Annotated in this window: 28 protein-coding genes; all 28 read right to left on the bottom strand. The window is 68.1% G+C overall.

All coding sequences use genetic code 11. From position 1 onward, the window contains the following. Positions 1–24: 24 nt before the first annotated feature. Positions 25–732 (bottom strand): ATP12 family chaperone protein, encoded by a 708-nt coding sequence (locus HLA95_RS07765; protein WP_191061916.1) that lies wholly within the window; start codon positions 730–732, stop codon positions 25–27. Further along, entirely contained in the window at positions 729–1,385 is a 657-nt protein-coding gene (locus HLA95_RS07770) for an HAD-IA family hydrolase (protein ID WP_223861749.1), read from the bottom strand. The genes HLA95_RS07765 and HLA95_RS07770 overlap by 4 nt, the downstream gene beginning before the upstream one ends. Then, positions 1,382–2,386 (bottom strand): RluA family pseudouridine synthase, encoded by a 1,005-nt coding sequence (locus HLA95_RS07775; protein WP_255591611.1) that lies wholly within the window; start codon positions 2,384–2,386, stop codon positions 1,382–1,384. Before HLA95_RS07775 ends, HLA95_RS07770 begins: the two co-directional genes overlap by 4 nt. Then, positions 2,383–3,720, bottom strand: a complete 1,338-nt coding sequence (locus HLA95_RS07780) for a replication-associated recombination protein A (RefSeq protein ID WP_222182944.1) — start codon at positions 3,718–3,720, stop codon at positions 2,383–2,385. Before HLA95_RS07780 ends, HLA95_RS07775 begins: the two co-directional genes overlap by 4 nt. After that, the gene (locus tag HLA95_RS07785) at positions 3,720–5,138 is read right to left on the bottom strand and encodes a Do family serine endopeptidase (protein ID WP_191058062.1); all 1,419 of its coding nucleotides are present in this window, start codon (positions 5,136–5,138) and stop codon (positions 3,720–3,722) included. The genes HLA95_RS07780 and HLA95_RS07785 overlap by 1 nt, the downstream gene beginning before the upstream one ends. Positions 5,139–5,280: 142 nt before the next feature. Beyond that, complete coding sequence (gene rplQ, locus HLA95_RS07790; protein ID WP_191058063.1) at positions 5,281–5,715, bottom strand: 50S ribosomal protein L17; 435 nt, start codon at positions 5,713–5,715, stop codon at positions 5,281–5,283. An 86-nt stretch (positions 5,716–5,801) separates the two neighbouring features. Then, a complete protein-coding gene (locus HLA95_RS07795; RefSeq protein ID WP_191058064.1) occupies positions 5,802–6,818 on the bottom strand; it encodes a DNA-directed RNA polymerase subunit alpha in 1,017 nt (338 codons plus the stop codon). A 92-nt stretch (positions 6,819–6,910) separates the two neighbouring features. Beyond that, positions 6,911–7,309 (bottom strand): 30S ribosomal protein S11, encoded by a 399-nt coding sequence (gene rpsK, locus HLA95_RS07800; protein WP_159718107.1) that lies wholly within the window; start codon positions 7,307–7,309, stop codon positions 6,911–6,913. A 2-nt stretch (positions 7,310–7,311) separates the two neighbouring features. Further along, a complete protein-coding gene (rpsM, locus tag HLA95_RS07805) occupies positions 7,312–7,692 on the bottom strand; it encodes a 30S ribosomal protein S13 (RefSeq protein WP_191058065.1) in 381 nt (126 codons plus the stop codon). A 92-nt stretch (positions 7,693–7,784) separates the two neighbouring features. Further along, positions 7,785–8,462 carry an adenylate kinase gene (locus HLA95_RS07810; RefSeq protein ID WP_191058066.1) on the bottom strand — a complete coding sequence of 226 codons (678 nt, stop codon included), beginning with the start codon at positions 8,460–8,462 and terminating at the stop codon, positions 7,785–7,787. Next, on the bottom strand, positions 8,462–9,814 hold the full coding sequence (secY, locus tag HLA95_RS07815; protein WP_191058067.1) for a preprotein translocase subunit SecY: 1,353 nt from the start codon (positions 9,812–9,814) through the stop codon (positions 8,462–8,464). The genes HLA95_RS07810 and secY overlap by 1 nt, the downstream gene beginning before the upstream one ends. Before the next feature lie 9 nt (positions 9,815–9,823). Then, complete coding sequence (rplO, locus tag HLA95_RS07820; RefSeq protein ID WP_191058068.1) at positions 9,824–10,306, bottom strand: 50S ribosomal protein L15; 483 nt, start codon at positions 10,304–10,306, stop codon at positions 9,824–9,826. Positions 10,307–10,311: 5 nt separating this feature from the next. After that, positions 10,312–10,515, bottom strand: coding sequence for a 50S ribosomal protein L30 (gene rpmD, locus HLA95_RS07825; protein ID WP_191058069.1), 204 nt, complete (start codon positions 10,513–10,515; stop codon positions 10,312–10,314). 7 nt (positions 10,516–10,522) lie between these two features. Then, a complete protein-coding gene (gene rpsE / locus HLA95_RS07830; protein WP_159718097.1) occupies positions 10,523–11,083 on the bottom strand; it encodes a 30S ribosomal protein S5 in 561 nt (186 codons plus the stop codon). 20 nt (positions 11,084–11,103) lie between these two features. Beyond that, positions 11,104–11,466 (bottom strand): 50S ribosomal protein L18, encoded by a 363-nt coding sequence (gene rplR / locus HLA95_RS07835; protein ID WP_191058070.1) that lies wholly within the window; start codon positions 11,464–11,466, stop codon positions 11,104–11,106. Positions 11,467–11,468: 2 nt separating this feature from the next. Continuing rightward, the gene (gene rplF, locus HLA95_RS07840; RefSeq protein ID WP_191058071.1) at positions 11,469–12,002 is read right to left on the bottom strand and encodes a 50S ribosomal protein L6; all 534 of its coding nucleotides are present in this window, start codon (positions 12,000–12,002) and stop codon (positions 11,469–11,471) included. A 2-nt stretch (positions 12,003–12,004) separates the two neighbouring features. Further along, the gene (gene rpsH / locus HLA95_RS07845) at positions 12,005–12,403 is read right to left on the bottom strand and encodes a 30S ribosomal protein S8 (RefSeq protein WP_159718091.1); all 399 of its coding nucleotides are present in this window, start codon (positions 12,401–12,403) and stop codon (positions 12,005–12,007) included. A gap of 12 nt (positions 12,404–12,415) precedes the next feature. After that, a complete protein-coding gene (gene rpsN, locus HLA95_RS07850; RefSeq protein WP_191058072.1) occupies positions 12,416–12,721 on the bottom strand; it encodes a 30S ribosomal protein S14 in 306 nt (101 codons plus the stop codon). Positions 12,722–12,739: 18 nt separating this feature from the next. Further along, positions 12,740–13,279 (bottom strand): 50S ribosomal protein L5, encoded by a 540-nt coding sequence (rplE, locus tag HLA95_RS07855; RefSeq protein WP_191058073.1) that lies wholly within the window; start codon positions 13,277–13,279, stop codon positions 12,740–12,742. Positions 13,280–13,286: 7 nt separating this feature from the next. Further along, positions 13,287–13,604: a 50S ribosomal protein L24 gene (rplX, locus tag HLA95_RS07860; protein ID WP_191058074.1), complete on the bottom strand. Its 318-nt coding sequence runs from the start codon at positions 13,602–13,604 to the stop codon at positions 13,287–13,289. Then, positions 13,604–13,972, bottom strand: coding sequence for a 50S ribosomal protein L14 (gene rplN / locus HLA95_RS07865; RefSeq protein ID WP_159718083.1), 369 nt, complete (start codon positions 13,970–13,972; stop codon positions 13,604–13,606). Before rplN ends, rplX begins: the two co-directional genes overlap by 1 nt. A gap of 12 nt (positions 13,973–13,984) precedes the next feature. Beyond that, positions 13,985–14,245 carry a 30S ribosomal protein S17 gene (rpsQ, locus tag HLA95_RS07870; RefSeq protein WP_159718081.1) on the bottom strand — a complete coding sequence of 87 codons (261 nt, stop codon included), beginning with the start codon at positions 14,243–14,245 and terminating at the stop codon, positions 13,985–13,987. Positions 14,246–14,258: 13 nt separating this feature from the next. Further along, the gene (rpmC, locus tag HLA95_RS07875; RefSeq protein WP_191058075.1) at positions 14,259–14,465 is read right to left on the bottom strand and encodes a 50S ribosomal protein L29; all 207 of its coding nucleotides are present in this window, start codon (positions 14,463–14,465) and stop codon (positions 14,259–14,261) included. Between the two features lie 3 nt (positions 14,466–14,468). Then, positions 14,469–14,879, bottom strand: coding sequence for a 50S ribosomal protein L16 (gene rplP / locus HLA95_RS07880; RefSeq protein ID WP_159718077.1), 411 nt, complete (start codon positions 14,877–14,879; stop codon positions 14,469–14,471). A 9-nt stretch (positions 14,880–14,888) separates the two neighbouring features. Beyond that, positions 14,889–15,569 (bottom strand): 30S ribosomal protein S3, encoded by a 681-nt coding sequence (gene rpsC, locus HLA95_RS07885; protein ID WP_191058076.1) that lies wholly within the window; start codon positions 15,567–15,569, stop codon positions 14,889–14,891. Then, positions 15,569–15,952, bottom strand: coding sequence for a 50S ribosomal protein L22 (gene rplV / locus HLA95_RS07890; protein ID WP_159718073.1), 384 nt, complete (start codon positions 15,950–15,952; stop codon positions 15,569–15,571). The genes rpsC and rplV overlap by 1 nt, the downstream gene beginning before the upstream one ends. A gap of 1 nt (position 15,953) precedes the next feature. Next, positions 15,954–16,232: a 30S ribosomal protein S19 gene (gene rpsS, locus HLA95_RS07895; RefSeq protein WP_159718071.1), complete on the bottom strand. Its 279-nt coding sequence runs from the start codon at positions 16,230–16,232 to the stop codon at positions 15,954–15,956. Positions 16,233–16,235: 3 nt separating this feature from the next. Then, positions 16,236–17,078 (bottom strand): 50S ribosomal protein L2, encoded by an 843-nt coding sequence (gene rplB / locus HLA95_RS07900; RefSeq protein WP_191058077.1) that lies wholly within the window; start codon positions 17,076–17,078, stop codon positions 16,236–16,238. Positions 17,079–17,081: the final 3 nt, after the last annotated feature.

Here is a 17,081-nt window from a genome sequence, read left to right on the forward strand (position 1 = left end):
GCCCGCACGGTGGCGCGCAAACACTCACATGCGCAAGGGTGGTGCCAGCGCCTGCACGAACCGCTCGACCGCTTCCAGCTCGGCGCGCAGCCCCGCGTGCCGCCTTGTGATCTCGGGATCCTCGCCCCAGTGCTCCACCTGGTAGAGCGTGTCGAGCTGCGCCACCTCGAACGCCTCGTCGGCCGGCAGCACCGCCTCCATCATGGCCAGGCCCAGCACCAGGGAGTGGGTGATGGTCACCGCGGCATGCAGCGCCACGAGCTGCCAGCCGTCCAGCGCCTCCACCACCGGCAGCAGGCGCTCTTCCGCCCCCGCAGGTGCCTCCTGCGGCAGCACCGTGCGGTGGACCGGCAGCCGCACGTCGAAGGCGCCCGCCAGCCAGTCCAGCCATGGCTGCCAGGCCTCGTCCTGCCGCTGCGCGAGATCACGCGGGTCGCTGGCGCGATAGCACAGCATGTCGGTGCCGAGATAATCCATGACCTGCCGGATCGCCGGCTGGCGCCGCTCCGGCATCAGGTCGACGGACGTGGTGGCGAGCCTGGTGACCCGCATGGTGGCCGGCTGCAGTTCCTCGTCCTGCCCCTCCCACTCGACCGCCACCGCGCGCGCCAGCGCCTCGGTCGGCAGGGCGAGGGTGCGGCGCAACGGGGTGCGGATCGGCTTGCCGTCCAGCAGCACCTGCCACTCGTCACCATGGCGGGCGATGCCCACCTGCTTGAAGAAACGCTTCATGCGAGTCCCAGAATCGGGTGCAGATCCGTCGCCGCGTGCGCCACGTGCGCGGCGCCGGCCTCGACCAGCCGCTCGACCGGATGGTTGCCCCAGGCCACGCCCACTGGCAGCGCGCCCGCGGCCTTGGCCATCAGCACATCATAGGACGTGTCGCCGATCACCACCGTGTCCTCCGCCCTCGCCCCGGTTTCGGCCAGGGCTTCCAGCACCATGGCCGGATGCGGCTTGGAGGGGTGCCGGCAGGCGGTCTGCAGGGTGACGAACCGGTCGGCCAGCTCGTGATGGGCCAGGATCGCGTCCAGCCCGCGCCGGCTGTTGCCGGTGACGATGCCCAGCAGCGTGTCGGGCTGGGCGGCCAGGCGGTCCAGCAGCGCCAGGATGCCGGGGAACAGCGGCTCGGCATGGATCCCGGCCGTGCGGTGCTTCCAGTAATGGCGGCCGAACGCCTGGCCGATCGCGGCCTGGTCGGCAACCGGCAGGTCCGGGCGCCAGAACTCCAGGCACTGCGCCACCGACAGGCCGATCGCCGCGCGCAGCGTCAGCTCGTCGGGTGCCGGCAGGCCGAACTCGGCGAACGCATCCTGGGCTGCCGCCACGATCAGGGCACCACTGTCCACCAGCGTGCCGTCGCAATCGAACAGGACCAGCCTCACCGCCGCTCCTCCGGCCAGTCGTCCAGCCGGGCAAAGGGCGGCTGGCTCTTGCCGATCCCCATCCAGTCCAGCGCCTCGCGGATCGGCCGGTCCGGCTCCGCCACCAGCCGCAGTCGGCCACCGTCCGGGTGCGGCAAATCGAGCTCGCGGGCATGGAGGGCCAGGCGCGCCGGCGCTCCGGTCGGATGGGCGGCCTTCCCGCCATACTTGCCGTCGCCCAGGATCGGGAAGCCCGACAGGGCGCAATGCGCGCGCAACTGGTGGGTGCGGCCGGTGAGCGGCAGGAGGCCCAGCCAGGCGGCGACCTTGCTGTTCGCCTCCAGGACCCGGAAGCCGGTACGAGCAAAGCGCGCCTCGTCCCCCTCGCTGGCGGTCATCTTCTCCCGCCCGCTGGTGCCGCCCTTCTCCAGGGCCAGGTCGATCACCCCGGCGTCACGCGTGGGCCGGCCGATCACCACCGCCCAGTAGAGCTTGCGGATCCGGTGCTGCTGGAAGGCGAAGGTCAGCTCGCGCGCGGCGGCAGCGGTCTTGGCGAGCACCAGCACGCCGGACGTGTCGCGGTCCAGCCGGTGCACCAGGCGCGGCTTGTCGCCGCCCCGGCCGGCGAACGCCTGCATCAGCCCATCCACATGCCGGGTCGTGCCGCTGCCGCCCTGGACCGCCAGGCCAGCGGGCTTGGCGAACGCGATCAGCGCGTCGTCCTCGTGGATGACCAGGGAGCGCAGCATCGCCACGTCGCGCTCAGGCGGGCGGGCGGGCGGCTTCGGAGCGCTGCCCGGCGATTCCTCCGGCTCGGCCGGCAGCGGCGGGATGCGCACCACCTGCCCCGGCACCAGCCGGGTGGCCGCGTCCAGCCGCTTGCCGTCCACCCGGAACTGGCCGGTGCGCAGCAGCTTCTGCATCCGGCCGAAGCCCAGCTCGGGGAAATGGGCCTTGCACCAGCGGTCGAAGCGCCAATGGGCCTCGCTGCCTGCCACGGTCCTCTGCTCGACGCCGCTCATGGCGTCCGATCCTTCCTGCGTTCGGCGCGCAACCGGTCGAGCCGGTTCAGGCGCTCGGCGATCCTGGCCTCGATCCCTTCCCCGGTCGGCCGGTAGAAGGTCGGGCGTGGCATCCCGTCGGGGAAATAGTTCTGGCCGGAAAAGCGGTCCGGCGCGTCGTGGTCATAGGCATAGTCCTGGCCATAGCCTAGCTCCTTCATGAGCACGGTCGGCGCATTCAGGATGGTCGCCGGTGGCATCAGGGAGCCCGTCTGCTTCGCCGACTGGCGCGCCGCCTTGTAAGCCAGGTAGACCGCATTCGACTTGGGGGCCGCCGCCAGGTAGACGACCGCCTGGGCCAGGGCCAGCTCGCCCTCCGGGCTGCCCAGCCGCTCATAGGTGGCAGCGGCCGCCAGGGCCTGCTCGACGGCGCGCGGATCGGCCAGCCCGATATCCTCCACCGCCATCCGCACGATCCGCCGCGCCAGGAAGCGTGGGTCCTCCCCGCCTTCCAGCATCCGGCAGAACCAGTAGAGCGAAGCGTCCGGATCGGAGCCACGCACCGATTTGTGCAGGGCGCTGATCAGGTTGTAGTGGCTCTCCTGGGCCCGGTCGTAGAGCGGCATGCGCCGCTGCAGGATCCGGCCGAGTGCCTGGGCGTCGAGCATGGGCTCGGCCGGCAGGTCGGCCAGTGCCTCCACCAGGTTCAGGAGGTAGCGCCCATCGCCGTCCGCCATCTCGCCCAGCCGCGCGCGGGCCGGGCCGTCCAGCGGCAGAGGGCGGCCCAGCATGGCCTCCGCGCGCGCCAGCAGCCGCTCCATGGCCTCCGCGTCCAGCCGGTGCAGCACCAGGACCTGGCAGCGCGACAGGAGGGCCGGGACCAGCGCGAAGGACGGGTTCTCGGTGGTGGCGCCGACCAGAGTGACGGTGCCATCCTCGACCTCGTGGAGCAGGCCGTCCTGCTGGGCGCGGTTGTAGCGATGGATCTCGTCGATGAAGAGCAGCGGGTGGCTGCCGCCCGCGCGCAGCTTGCGCGCATCCTCGAAGCTGCGGCGCAACTCGGCGACGCCGGACATGACGGCGGAGAGCTCCAGCAGCGGCTCGTTTACCGCCCCTGCCAGGATCCGCGCCAGCGTGGTCTTGCCGCAGCCGGGTGGCCCCCACAGGATCAGCGACTGGAGGCGGCCCTTGGCGAGCATCCGGGCCAGCGGCGCCTCGTCGCTGAGCAGATGCTCCTGGCCCACCAGATCCTCGATGCGCTCGGGCCGGAGCCGGTCGGGCAGCGGCCGGTCGGCCTCCTTGCGCCGCCCGCGCCCGGGCGTGGCCTTGGGTGCCGTCCCGAACAGATCGTCCATCAGCCGCCCACCTGGAGCTGGTAGAGCCGCCCGCCGCTCTTGACCGCCATCCGGAACGGCCGGCCCACGCGGGGCAGTGCCGCCTTGACCGAGCGCACGTCCGGCGTCTTCACGCCGTCGATGCCGACGATGACGTCGCCGGGTTCGAGGTTCATGTAGGCGGCGGGCGACCCGCGCTCGACCTCGACCACCACCACGCCGGTCTCGAACGGATCCAGCCCCAGCCGCTCGTTGAAGCCCGGCGACATGTTGGCGATCGTGGCGCCGGCCAGGGTCTCGTTGCGTCCGAAGCGGGTGACCTCCGGTGCCGGCCGCTCGGGTGCTACCGCCCGCGGCAGTTGCACGGTCCGCTGCTTGCCGCGGCGCAGGATCTCGAGCCTGGCGGGCGTGCCGAGCGGCTGGAGCGACATCCGGTAGCCGAAGCTCGCGGGATCATCGACCGCCCCGCCATCCACCGACAGGATCACGTCGCCGGTCAGAAGCCCCGCATCCGCGGCAGCCCCGTGCGGCCAGACCCTGCCGACCAGCACACCGCGCGGGCTTTGCATGTTCAGGCTCTCGGCGATCCCGACATCGACGCTCTGCAGGTCGGCGCCCAGCCAGGGGCGGGACACCTCCTCCGCCCCGGAGACCGCCTGCTGCAGCCGCACCCGGACCAGGTCCGCCGGGATGGCGAAGCCGATCCCGATCGAGCCGCCCGAGCGGGAGAAGATCGCGGTGTTGATGCCGACCAGCCGCCCCTGGAGGTCGACCAGGGCGCCGCCCGAATTGCCCGGGTTGATCGCGGCATCGGTCTGGATGAACGAGACGTCGCGCTCCAGCCCCTCGGCCGAGCGGTTGGTGGCCGAGACGATGCCCGAGGTGACGGTTTGGCCGATGCCGAACGGGTTGCCTACCGCCAGAACGAGGTCACCCACCTGCAGGTCGTCGGAGCGGGCGAGTTCCAGGGTCGGCAGCTTCTCGCCCTCCGTATCGATCTGCAGGAACGCCAGGTCGGCACGCTCGTCGCGGGACAGGAGCCTGGCCTGGAACGCGCGCCGGTCCGACAGGATCACCGTGATCTCGTCCGCGTTCTCGATCACGTGGTTGTTGGTCACCACCACGCCGTCGCTCGTGAGCAGCACGCCCGAGCCCAGCGAGTTCTCGACCCGGCGGCGCTCCGCCGGAGCCCGCGGCCCGCCCCGGCCGAAGAAGAACTCCAGGAGCGGGTCGGCCAGGAGCGGCCGGCCGCGCTGGGTGACGTTGCGCGAGGTCTGGATGTTGACCACGGCCGGCACCACCGCGCGGACCACGGGTGCGAAGCTGAGCTGCACCTGCGCCTGGCTGTCCGGGACCCGTCGCTCCTGCGCAGCCGACGGCAGGCCTGCACCGAGCAGGACCAGGACGATCAACCACAGCCGCATGGTCGGGCTGCGCATGCCAGGACGCTCCATGATTGCCGCTGGAAACGGAAAAGGGCCGGGCGTCGCCGCCCGGCCCCTTCGATATGGTCCCGGCACGGGGGATCGTGAAGCCGGCACGAAGCCCGGCCCGCTACCCCTGCCCGATCACCGCTGCCGGTCAGGCCGCGGCGGCGATCGCCTCGTCCTCTTCCTCGCGCACCGGCACCGGACCGCTATCCTTGCCCTTGGCCTCGATGTCGCGGTCGACGAACTCGATCACGGCCATCGGCGCGTTGTCGCCATAGCGGAACCCGGCCTTGAGGATCCGGACATAGCCGCCCGGCCGGTTCGCGTAGCGCGGGCCCAGCACCTCGACCAGCTTCTTGGCGGTGCCCTCGTTGCGGGTCCGCGCGATCAGGAGACGGCGGGCAGCCAGGTCGCCCTTGCGGCCGAGCGTGACCATCTTCTCGACGATCGGGCGCAGCTCCTTGGCCTTGGGCAGGGTCGTCACGATCTGCTCGTGCTTGACCAGTGCGCTCACCAGGTTGGCGAACATCGCCTGCCGGTGGGAGCTGTCGCGGCTGAAAGCACGGCCGCTGACACGATGACGCATGTTGACCTTCCGACGTTACCAAGGGACGCGACCGACGCGGCCCGATGAAACCCTAGCTGCCCTGCCCTGCCGTCAAAGCCGACGGCTTAGAAGGGCTCCTCGACCTTGCGGGCCAGTTCCTCGATGTTTTCCGGCGGCCAGCCAGGCACTTCCATGCCCAGGTGCAGGCCCATCTGCGCCAGCACTTCCTTGATCTCGTTCAAGGACTTGCGGCCGAAGTTCGGCGTGCGCAGCATCTCGGCCTCGGTCTTCTGGACCAGGTCGCCGATATAGACGATGTTGTCGTTCTTCAGGCAGTTCGCCGAGCGGACCGACAGTTCCAGCTCGTCGACCTTGCGCAGCAGGTTCGGGTTGAACGGCAGGTCGCGCTTGACCTCGCCGGCACCGTGGGCCTGCGGCTCCTCGAAGTTGATGAACAGCTGCAACTGGTCCTGCAGGATGCGGGCGGCCAGCGCCAGCGCGTCCTCCGGGCTCACCGAGCCGTCGGTCTCGAGCTGCAGGGTCAGGCGGTCATAGTCGGTCTGCTGGCCGACGCGGCTGTTGTCGACCTTGTAGGCGACCTTGCGCACCGGGCTGTAGATCGCGTCGATGGCGATGAGGCCGATCGGCGCGTCCTCGGCCTTGTTCAGGTGGGCGGCGACATAGCCCTTGCCGGTCTGCACGATCAGCTCGACCGAGAGCTTGCCGCCCTGGTCGACATGGCAGAGCACCTGGTCGGGATCCATGATCTCGACGTCATGCGGCGTCTCGATCATGCCGGCGGTGACGACGGCCGGGCCCTCGACCTTGAGGTAGCAGCGCTTGGGCGCCTCGCCATGGGCGCGGATGCCCACGGTCTTCAGGTTCAGCACGATGTCGGTGACGTCCTCGCGGACGCCCGGGATGGCGGCGAACTCGTGCAGCACGCCGTCGATCTGCACGGAGGTGATCGCGGCACCCTGAAGCGACGACAGGAGGACGCGGCGCAACGCATTGCCGATGGTGATGCCGAAGCCGCGCTCCAGCGGCTCGACGATCACCGTCGCTTCACGATCCGGGCGCCGGCCGACCTGAATGTCGAGCTTCTGGGGCTTGATCAGCTCATGCCAGTTCCGTTGGATCACGGGATGCCTCTCAGGAACGACGATCGATCGTAAGAACGGGTCCCGGGCACCTTGCGGCGCGCCGGGACCCGTTCAGCGGGGAGATTGAGCGGTCAGACGCGGCGACGCTTGCGCGGCCGGCAGCCGTTGTGCGGGATCGGCGTGACGTCGCGGATCGTGCTCACCACGAGACCGGCCGCCTGCAGCGCACGCAGCGCCGACTCCCGCCCGGAGCCCGGGCCGCGCACCTGGACCTCGACCGTCTTCATGCCGTGCTCCATGGCCTTGCGCGCGGCCAGCTCCGCGGCGACCTGCGCCGCGAAGGGGGTCGACTTGCGCGAGCCCTTGAAGCCCTGGGCACCGGCCGACGACCAGGCAATCGCATTGCCCTGCGCGTCGGTGATGGTCACCATGGTGTTGTTGAACGTGGCGCTGACATGCGCCACGCCCGACGTGATGTTCTTCCGCTCGCGGCGCTTGATGCGACCGCCCGTGTCCTTGCCAGTAGCCATGATTACTTCTTCGTCGCCTTCTTCTTCCCGGCGATAGCCCGGGCCGGACCCTTGCGGGTACGCGCATTGGTGTGCGTCCGCTGACCGCGCACCGGCAGGCCGCGGCGATGCCGCAGGCCGCGATAGCAGCCGAGATCCATCAGCCGCTTGATGTTCATCGCCACATCGCGGCGCAGGTCGCCTTCGACCTTCAGGCGACGGTCGATCACCTCACGGATCTTCACGAGCTCCGCGTCGCTCAGATCATTGATACGCCGGCTGTGGTCGATCTGGACCTCATCCAGGATCATGCGAGAGCTGTGCGGCCCGATCCCGAAAATATAAGTCAGCGCAACCCAGGCCTGCTTGCCACTGGGCAGGTTCACACCTGCGATACGAGCCACCGATCGCTCCCCTTCCAACGCAACGCGCGATCGCATCGCCACCGGTCGGTGGCGACAAAAGTGCGCGGATCATAAGAACCGAATTACGACTGTCAAGCGTTGGCCGCTCCGTCGTTCTTAGAAACCGCATCGAGAACGGCCGCCACCTCGGCGGTCACCTCCTCGATCGGTGCCATGCCATCGACCGTGCGCAGCAGCCCGCGCTCCCTGAAGTAGGGCAGCAACGGGGCCGTCTGGGCCTCGTAGGCCTCCAGGCGCGCCTGCACGGTCTCGGGCTGGTCGTCCTTGCGGCGCACGAACTCCGTACCGCCGCATACGTCGCAGGCCCCGTCCACCTTCGGACGCTTGAACTCGTCATGATAGCCGGTGCCGCAACTGGCACAAGAGAACCGTCCGGCGATCCGCGCCACCAGAGCGGCCGGATCGACCTTGAACTCGAGCGCCGCATCCAGCGCCAGGCCGCGCGTCGCGAGCATCTGCTCCAGCGCCGCCGCCTGCTGGGTGGTCCGCGGGAAGCCGTCCAGGATGAAGCCGCCGGCACAGTCCGGCTGGTCGATCCGCTCGGCCACGATCGCGTTGATCACGTCGTCGGAGACCAGCTTGCCGGCCTCCATGATCGCCTTGGCCTGCAGCCCGACCTCGGTGCCGTTCGCCACCGCGGCTCGCAGCATGTCGCCGGTGGAAAGCTGCGGGATCCCATAGCGGTCGCGGATCCAGCCGGCCTGGGTGCCCTTGCCCGCACCGGGCGGGCCCAGGAGAACGATGCGCATCAGCGTCTCCCGACCGGGCCGCGCAGGCGGGCCTTCTTGATCAGCCCCTCATACTGGTGGGCGATCAGGTGGGACTGGATCTGGCCGACCGTGTCCATGGTCACCGACACCACGATCAGGAGGCTGGTGCCGCCGAAGTAGAACGGCACGGCATATTCCGAGATCAGGATCTCGGGCAGCACGCACACCGCCGCCAGATAGGCCGCACCCACCACCGTCAGCCGGGTCAGGATGTACTGGAGATGCGCCGCGGTCCGCTCGCCCGGCCGCACGCCCGGGATGAACCCGCCCTGCTTGCGCAGGTTCTCCGCCGTTTCCTTCGGATTGAACACGATGGTCGTGTAGAAGAAGGCGAAGAACACGATCAGCGCGATGTAGAGCAGGATGTGCACCGGGTGGCCCCGGCCGAGCATGGCGTTCAGCTCGATCAGCCAGGGATGGCTGGTGTTCGCGTCGATGAAGCTGCTGAAGGTCGCCGGCAGCAGGAGCAGCGAGCTGGCGAAGATCGCCGGGATCACGCCCGCAGTGTTGACCTTCAAGGGCAGGTGCGAGCTCTCGCCGCCGAACACGCGGTTGCCCTGCTGGCGCTTGGGATACTGCACCAGCACCCGGCGCTGTGCCCGCTCCATGAACACAATCGCCGCGATCACCGCCAGCGCCAGCACGATCAGCGCGATGATGAAGCCCGACGAGATGGCACCGGTGCGGCCCAGCTCCAGCAGGCTGGCCAGCGCCGACGGCAGGGCCGCGATGATGCCCACGAAGATGATCAGCGAGATGCCATTGCCGATGCCGCGGGCGGTGATCTGCTCGCCCAGCCACATCAGGAACATGGTGCCGCCGACGATGGTCACCACCGTGGAGAAGCGGAAGAACCATCCGGGGTCGATCACGGCGCTGCCGAAGCCGCTCGTGGTCCCTTCCAGCCCGATCGCCAGGCCATAGGCCTGGAAGGCGCAGAGCACCACGGTCAGGTAGCGGGTATACTGGTTGATCTTCTTCCGGCCGCTCTCACCCTCCTTCTTGAGGGCCTCCATGGTCGGAGAGACCGCGGTCATCAACTGCAGGATGATCGATGCCGAGATGTAGGGCAGGATGCCGAGTGCGAAGATCGACATGCGCTCGAGGGCGCCACCCGCGAACACGTTGAACATGCCGACGATGCCGCCGGCCTGGCTCTGGAAGATCTGCGCCATGGCCGCGTGATCGATGCCCGGCAGCGGCACGTAGGTGCCGAGTCGGTACACGATCAGCGCGCCCAGGGTGAACCACAGGCGCTTCTTGAGCTCGGTCGCCTTGGCGAAAGCACCGAAGTTGACGTTCGCCGCAAGCTGTTCGGCGACCGAGGCCATGGTTCTTCCTTACTCCGACGCGGCGACAGCGCCGCCGATCACGTTCACCTTGCCGCCGGCCTTCTCGACCGCCTGCACGGCCGAGGCCGAGGCACCGACCACCTCGATGGTCAGGCCGGTGGTGAGGCTGCCCCGCCCGAGCAGGCGGATGCCGTCCTTGGGATCACTGACCAGGCCCGCCGCCATCATGGCGGCGGCGTCCACGAGCTGCGCCGCATCGATGCGGCCGGCATCCACCGCCTGCTGCAGCCGGTCCAGGTTCACCACCACATAGTCCGGACGGAAGATGTTGGTGAACCCGCGCTTGGGCAGACGACGGTACAGCGGCATCTGGCCGCCTTCGAAGTACGGCGGCTTCACGCCGCCGGCGCGCGCCTTGGCACCCTTATGGCCCTTGCCCGAGGTCTTGCCCAGGCCGGAGCCGATGCCGCGCCCGAGCCGCTTGCGCGGGCCGCGGGCACCCGGGTTGTCCCGGAGTTCGTTGAGTTTCATGTTTCTCAGCCCTGGGCCGGCTCGTCGCCGGCCACGGTCTCGAACACCACGAGATGCTTGACCTTGTCGATCCGCCCACGCGTTTCCGGGATATCCGACAGGATACGGGTCCGGTGCAGCTTGTTCAGACCGAGACCGATCAGGGTCTCGCGCTGGTCGGCACGCCGCCCGATCGGGCTGCGCACCTGGGTCACCTTGATCTTGCCCATGGGCCCGTCACTCCGCCTTCGGCTCGATCGCCTCGCGGCGGCCGATCAGGTCAGAGACCTTCTTGCCCCGCTTGGCGGCGACCGTCCGGGGGCTCGCCACGGAGGTGAGCGCCGCGAACGTGGCCTTGACCATGTTGTGCGGGTTCGACGTGCCCAGCGACTTGGCGACCACGTCGCCGATGCCGAGCGCCTCGAACACCATCCGCATCGGGCCACCTGCGATCACGCCGGTACCCGGAGGTGCCGAGCGCAGCAGCACCCGGCCTGCACCGAAGTGACCGATCGAATCGTGATGCAGCGTGCGCCCCTGGCGCAGCGGCACCCGGATCAGCCCCTTCTTCGCGGCCTCGGTCGCCTTACGCACCGCTTCCGGCACCTCACGGGCCTTGCCGCTGCCATAACCGACCCGGCCCTTGCCGTCGCCCACGACCACCAGGGCCGAGAAGCCAAACCGCCGACCGCCCTTGACCACCTTCGCGACGCGATTGATGGCAACGAGCCGATCCACGAATTCGGACTCGCCCCTATCCCGATCGCCGCGATCGTCTCCACCGCGCTGACGCGCCATTTCCGTCCTCCCGCGATGGATCAGAACGACAGGCCGCCCTCGCGGGCGCCGTCGGCCAGAGCCTTCACCCGACCGTGGTACTGATAGCCACCACGATCAAACACCACTGTCTCGATACCCGCCGCCTTGGCCCGCTCGGCGATCAGCTGCCCGATCCGCTTGGCGGCATTGGTATCCGCCCCGGTCTTCAGCTCGCTGCGCAGGGCCGGCTCCACCGTCGAGGCCGCCGCAACCGTCACGCCCTTGGCGTCATCGATCACCTGGGCATAGATGTGGCAGCTCGACCGGAAGACCGAAAGCCTGGCACGGCCGGAAGCCCGCTGCCGGATCGCGAAGCGAACCCGACGCCGGCGACGCTCGAAGCGCTCGTCCACCTTCACCATGGTTACTTCTTCTTGCCTTCCTTGCGACGGATCGTCTCGCCGGCGTACTTCACGCCCTTGCCCTTGTACGGCTCGGGCAGGCGGAACGCCCGGATCTCGGACGCGAGCTGTCCGACCCTCTGCTTGTCGGCGCCGCTGATCTGGATCGAGGTCGGGGTCTCGACCACGACCTTGATCTCCTTCGGCACCGCGTACTTGATGTCGTGGCTGTAGCCGAGCTGCAGGTTCAGCACCGAGCCGTCGAGCGAGGCACGGTAGCCCACGCCGCTGATCTCGAGCCGCTCCGTGAAGCCCTCGGATACGCCCTTGACCAGGTTGGCCACCACGGTGCGCGAGGTGCCCCAGAGCGAACGGCCCTGGCGGTCCATCTCACGCGGCATCACGATGACCTTGTCGTCTTCCATGGAGACGGCGACCGCGTCGTGCAGGACCGCGGACAGCTCGCCGAGCTTGCCCTTGGCCCGGATGGTCTGGCCTTCCACCGACACGGTGGTGCCAGCCGGTACGGGGACCGGATGCTTGCCGATACGGGACATGGTCAGAACACCAGGCACAGAATCTCGCCGCCGACATGGGCTGCCCGCGCTTCCGCGTCGGACATCACCCCACGGGGCGTGGAGACGATCGCGATGCCGAGACCATTATAGATGGTCGGCAGGTCGCGCACGCCGGCATAGACGCGGCGACCGGGCTTGCTCACCCGCTTCAGCTCGCGGATCACCGGCTCGCCATTGTGGTACTTCAGCTCGACGCTGAGCGACTGCTTGCCGGGCGCCTGCTCCACCTCGCCGAAGCCACGGATGTAGCCTTCGCGCTTGAGGACTTCCAGCACACGCACGTGCATCGACGACTTCGGCGCCAGGACGGCACCCTTGGCGGCCCGCTGGCCGTTCCGGATGCGCGTCAACAGGTCACCGAGCGGATCGGACATCGCCATTCCGCGAACCCCTTACCAGCTCGACTTGACCATCCCGGGGATCTGCCCCGTGGATGCCAAGTCCCGCAAAGCGATACGAGAAAGACCGAGCTTCCGGTAATAGGCACGCGGCCTGCCGGTCATCTCGCAACGATTGCGAATCCGGACCTTCGATCCGTTCCGCGGCAGTTCGGCCAGCTTGAGGACGGCCTCGAAGCGGTCGCCGTCGTCGATGTCCTTCTGCTTGATGATCGCCTTCAGCTCGGCGCGCCTGGCGGCCTGCTGGGCGACCAGCTCCCGGCGGTGCTTGTTCTTCTCTACTGAACTCTTCTTCGCCACGACGATATCCTTCTCAGATCACTTCGTGAACGGCATGCTGAATGCCGCGAGGAGCGCCTTGGCCTCCTCATTGGTCGACGCCGTCGTGCAGAAGATGATGTCCATCCCGCGGTTCTCGTCGACTTCGTCGAACGAGATCTCCGGGAAGATGATCTGCTCCTTCAGGCCCATGGCGTAGTTGCCACGACCATCGAAGCTCTTCGGCGAGACGCCACGGAAATCGCGGATGCGGGGCATCGCGATGTTGATCAGGCGATCGAGGAACTCGTACATGCGCTCGCGCCGCAAGGTCACCTTGCAGCCGATGTTCATGCCCTCGCGCAGCTTGAAGTTCGCCACCGACTTGCGCGCCTTGGTCAGCACCGGCTTCTGGCCGGCGATCTTGGCGAGCTGCGCTGCCGCGTTGGTGAGCTTCTTCGCGTCCTGGGTCGCCTTGCCGACCGCCATGTTGATGACGATCTTGTCCAGCTTCGGAACCTGCATCGGGTTCTGGTAGCCGAACTGCTCGGTCAGGGCGGCCCGGACCGTGTTCTCGTAATGTGCCTTCAGACGTGCCATGCCCGCCTCACCGATCGAGCAGCTCGCCGGTGCGCTTGGAAACGCGCACCTTGCGGCCGTCTTCGAGGAACTTGAACCCGACGCGCGTGGCCTTGCCATCGGAAGGGTCGAGCAGCGCGACGTTGCTCACGTCGATCGCCGCTTCCCGTTCGATGATGCCGCTCTCGCGCATGCCGGTCGACTTGGTGTGGCGCTTGATCATCGCCACACCCTGGACGACCACGCGGCCTTCCTTCGGGTCGACCTTCAGGACCTCGCCCTGGCGACCCTTGTCGCGTCCGGTGAGGATGACGACCTTGTCGCCCTTCTTGACCTTCGCCGCCATCACAGCACCTCAGGCGCGAGCGAAATGATCTTCATGAACTTCCTGGCGCGCAGCTCGCGGGTCACAGGCCCGAAGATGCGGGTGCCGATCGGCTCACCCTGCTTGTTGATGAGCACGGCGGCGTTGCGGTCGAAGCGGATCGCCGATCCGTCGGGCCGCGACACTTCCTTCGCCGTGCGGACGACGACGGCCATGGCCACGTCGCCCTTCTTCACCTTGCCGCGCGGTATGGCGTCCTTGACGGCGACGACGATGACGTCGCCGACCGAACCCCACCTACGATGCGAGCCACCCAGTACACGGATGCACTGGACCCGACGCGCTCCCGAGTTGTCGGCAACATCGAGATCGGTCTCGGGCATGATCATGTTATTAGATCCTCACGCCTCTGCGGACGACGGAGCCGCAGCGTCCTCGACCAGCACTTCCCAGCGCTTGCGCGCCGAAAGGGGCCGGCACTCACGGATCAGGACGGTGTCGCCGATCTTGAACCGGTTCGACTCGTCGTGAGCCATGTATTTCTTACTGCTCTTGATGTACTTCTTGTAGAGCGGGTGCATGACCTGACGCTCGACCCGGACCACGACGGTCTTGTCGTTGACGTCACTCACCACCTGGCCCTGCAACACGCGACGCGGCATCGCTACTAACTCCTCAGGCGCCGAGCTTGGCCGAGACGGCCTGCTCGCGCAGCACCGTCTTGACCCGGGCAATGTCCCGCCGGACCTCGCGGATCCGCGCCGTTCCCTCGAGCTGCCCGGTCGCCTTCTGGAAGCGCAGGTTGAACTGCTCCTTCTTCAGGCCGAGCAGCCGGTCGATCAGCGCCTTGCGGTCCTCGTTACGAATATCCGAAGCGTTCATCGCTCAGAGCTCCCGCTGCACGAAGCGCGTCTTGATCGGCAGCTTCGCAGCACCCAGCGCGATGGCGGCCTCGGCCAGCTCGGGCGCGACACCGTCGATCTCGAACATGATCCGGCCGGGCTTCACCCGCGCCACCCAGAAGTCCACCGAGCCCTTGCCGGAGCCCATGCGGACCTCGGCCGGCTTGGAGGTCACCGGCACGTCCGGGAAGATCCGGATCCAGACCCGGCCCGCACGCTTGAGGTGACGGGTGATGGCGCGCCTGGCCGATTCGATCTGCCGAGCGGTGATCCGCGCCGGCTCGACCGCCTTCAGGCCGAACGCACCGAAGTTCAGCTCCGCACCGCCCTTGGCCAGGCCGTGGATCCGGCCCTTGAATGCCTTGCGGTACTTGGTTCTCTTAGGCTGCAACATTGTCTGATCTCAACCCCGGGCCGGCGTGGCGTCGGCCATGCGCCGATCGTAGGCCGACGGGTCATGCTCCATGATCTCGCCACGGAACACCCACACCTTGATCCCGTTGGTGCCGTACGGCGTATGCGCCGTGGCCTTGGCGAAATCGATGCTGGCGCGCAGCGTGTGCAGCGGCACGCGACCCTCGCGATACCACTCCGACCTGGCGATCTCCGCCCCGCCGAGACGGCCGGAACAATTCACCCGGATGCCCAGGGCGCCCAGCCGCATCGCCGCCTGCACCGCACGCTTCATGGCGCGGCGGAAGGTGACGCGGCGGACCAGCTGCTGCGCGATGCTTTCCGCGATCAGCTTGGCGTCGAGCTCGGGCTTGCGGACCTCGACGATGTTCAGGTGGACGTCGGCGGAGCAGCGCTGGGCCACCTCGCGACGCAGCACCTCGATCGCCTCGCCCTTCTTGCCGATCACCACGCCCGGACGCGCCGTGTAGATCATCACCCGGGCCTTCTTGGCCGGGCGCTCGATCACGATGCGCGACACGCCGGCGTTCGACAGGCGCTTCTCCAGAAACTCGCGGATCTGGACGTCTTCCTTCAGCATCTTGGCGTAGTTGTTCTCCGCGAACCAACGCGAATCCCAAGTACGATTGATGCCGACCCGCAGACCGACGGGATTTACCTTGTGACCCATCAGGCCCTTCCCTCGCTCTGCTCACGGACGACGATGCGCAGACGGCTGTAGAACTTCTCCACCCGGGCGGCACGGCCACGGGCGCGCGGATGCAGGCGCTTCATGACGAAGCGCTTGCCCACGTAGGCCTCGGCGACGACCAACCGGTCCACGTCCAGATTGTGATTGTTCTCCGCGTTCGCAATGGCGGACTTCAAGGTTTTCTGAACCTCGAGCGCCACCCGCTTGCGCGAGAACTCCAGCGCGGTCATGGCGCGGCCGGCCGACATGCCCCGGATCAGCCCGGCCACCAAGTCGAGCTTGCGCGGGCTGGAGCGGACCAGCGTGTCCTCGGCGAACGCCTCGTTGGCGCTGACCTTGCGCTCTGCTTTGGGCTTACTCATGTCAGCCCCTCTTCGCCTTCTTGTCGGCACCGTGACCGGAGAAGGTCCGGGTCGGCGCGAACTCGCCGAACTTGTGGCCGACCATGTTGTCCGTCACGTAGACCGGCAGATGCTTCTTGCCGTTATGCACGGCGAAGGTCAGGCCGATGAACTCGGGCATGATGGTGGAGCGGCGCGACCAGATCTTGATGATCTCGTTGCGGCCCGAGCGCCGTGCGGCATCGGCCTTCTTGAACAGATAGCCGTCGACGAACGGACCCTTCCAAACTGAGCGGGCCACGCCTTAACCTCCACGCTTCTTCGCTGCGTGCCGCGAACGCACGATCATGCTGGTCGTGCGCTTGTTGCGGCGAGTACGGTAGCCCTTGGTGGGCTGGCCCCACGGGCTGACCGGATGACGGCCACCCGAGGTGCGGCCTTCGCCACCGCCGAGCGGATGATCGACCGGGTTCATCGCGACGCCGCGCACGGTCGGGCGGGTGCCCTTCCAGCGCTGCCGGCCGGCCTTGCCCAGATTCTCGTTCTGGTGGTCCGGGTTCGACACGGCACCCACGGTCGCCATGCAGGTCTGCAGGACCCGGCGGATCTCGCCCGAGTTCAGGCGGATCTGGCAATAGTCGCCGTCGCGGCCGATCAGCTGGGCAAACGAGCCGGCGGACCGGGCGATCTGCCCGCCCTTGCCGGGCTTCATCTCCAGGTTGTGCACGATCGTGCCGACCGGGATCGCCCGCAGGGGTGCGGCGTTGCCGGGCTTGATGTCGACCCGCTCGCCGGCCACCACCTTGTCACCCGCGCGCAGCCGCTGCGGGGCCAGGATGTAGGCCTGCTCGCCGTCCTCGTACTTCACCAGCGCGATGAAGGCCGTCCGGTTCGGATCGTATTCCAGCCGCTCGACCGTCCCGGCCACGTCGAACTTGCGACGCTTGAAGTCGATCACGCGGTAGGTGCGCTTGTGCCCGCCACCGATGTGGCGAGTGGTGATCCGGCCGAAATGGTTGCGGCCGCCGGACTTGGAAAGACCCTCGGTCAGGGACTTGACCGGCTTGCCCTTCCACAGCTCCGACTTGTCCACCAGCACCAGCTCGCGCTGCGAGGGCGTGATGGGGTTGTAGTTCTTCAGCGCCATGGC

Source organism: Geminicoccus harenae (assembly GCF_019800005.1).
Classification (GTDB): domain Bacteria; phylum Pseudomonadota; class Alphaproteobacteria; order Geminicoccales; family Geminicoccaceae; genus Geminicoccus; species Geminicoccus harenae.

Coding starts and splice junctions, on each gene's coding strand:
- HLA95_RS07765 (WP_191061916.1), bottom strand. CDS start 732: ATGAAGCGTTTCTTCAAGCAGGTGGGCATCGCCCGCCATGGTGACGAG.
- HLA95_RS07775 (WP_255591611.1), bottom strand. CDS start 2,386: ATGAGCGGCGTCGAGCAGAGGACCGTGGCAGGCAGCGAGGCCCATTGG.
- HLA95_RS07780 (WP_222182944.1), bottom strand. CDS start 3,720: ATGGACGATCTGTTCGGGACGGCACCCAAGGCCACGCCCGGGCGCGGG.
- HLA95_RS07785 (WP_191058062.1), bottom strand. CDS start 5,138: ATGCGCAGCCCGACCATGCGGCTGTGGTTGATCGTCCTGGTCCTGCTC.
- rplQ (WP_191058063.1), bottom strand. CDS start 5,715: ATGCGTCATCGTGTCAGCGGCCGTGCTTTCAGCCGCGACAGCTCCCAC.
- rpsK (WP_159718107.1), bottom strand. CDS start 7,309: ATGGCTACTGGCAAGGACACGGGCGGTCGCATCAAGCGCCGCGAGCGG.
- HLA95_RS07810 (WP_191058066.1), bottom strand. CDS start 8,462: ATGCGCATCGTTCTCCTGGGCCCGCCCGGTGCGGGCAAGGGCACCCAG.
- secY (WP_191058067.1), bottom strand. CDS start 9,814: ATGGCCTCGGTCGCCGAACAGCTTGCGGCGAACGTCAACTTCGGTGCT.
- rplO (WP_191058068.1), bottom strand. CDS start 10,306: ATGAAACTCAACGAACTCCGGGACAACCCGGGTGCCCGCGGCCCGCGC.
- rpmD (WP_191058069.1), bottom strand. CDS start 10,515: ATGGGCAAGATCAAGGTGACCCAGGTGCGCAGCCCGATCGGGCGGCGT.
- rpsE (WP_159718097.1), bottom strand. CDS start 11,083: ATGGCGCGTCAGCGCGGTGGAGACGATCGCGGCGATCGGGATAGGGGC.
- rplR (WP_191058070.1), bottom strand. CDS start 11,466: ATGGTGAAGGTGGACGAGCGCTTCGAGCGTCGCCGGCGTCGGGTTCGC.
- rplF (WP_191058071.1), bottom strand. CDS start 12,002: ATGTCCCGTATCGGCAAGCATCCGGTCCCCGTACCGGCTGGCACCACC.
- rpsH (WP_159718091.1), bottom strand. CDS start 12,403: ATGGCGATGTCCGATCCGCTCGGTGACCTGTTGACGCGCATCCGGAAC.
- rplE (WP_191058073.1), bottom strand. CDS start 13,279: ATGGCACGTCTGAAGGCACATTACGAGAACACGGTCCGGGCCGCCCTG.
- rplX (WP_191058074.1), bottom strand. CDS start 13,604: ATGGCGGCGAAGGTCAAGAAGGGCGACAAGGTCGTCATCCTCACCGGA.
- rplN (WP_159718083.1), bottom strand. CDS start 13,972: ATGATCATGCCCGAGACCGATCTCGATGTTGCCGACAACTCGGGAGCG.
- rpsQ (WP_159718081.1), bottom strand. CDS start 14,245: ATGCCGCGTCGCGTGTTGCAGGGCCAGGTGGTGAGTGACGTCAACGAC.
- rpmC (WP_191058075.1), bottom strand. CDS start 14,465: ATGAACGCTTCGGATATTCGTAACGAGGACCGCAAGGCGCTGATCGAC.
- rplP (WP_159718077.1), bottom strand. CDS start 14,879: ATGTTGCAGCCTAAGAGAACCAAGTACCGCAAGGCATTCAAGGGCCGG.
- rpsC (WP_191058076.1), bottom strand. CDS start 15,569: ATGGGTCACAAGGTAAATCCCGTCGGTCTGCGGGTCGGCATCAATCGT.
- rplV (WP_159718073.1), bottom strand. CDS start 15,952: ATGAGTAAGCCCAAAGCAGAGCGCAAGGTCAGCGCCAACGAGGCGTTC.
- rplB (WP_191058077.1), bottom strand. CDS start 17,078: ATGGCGCTGAAGAACTACAACCCCATCACGCCCTCGCAGCGCGAGCTG.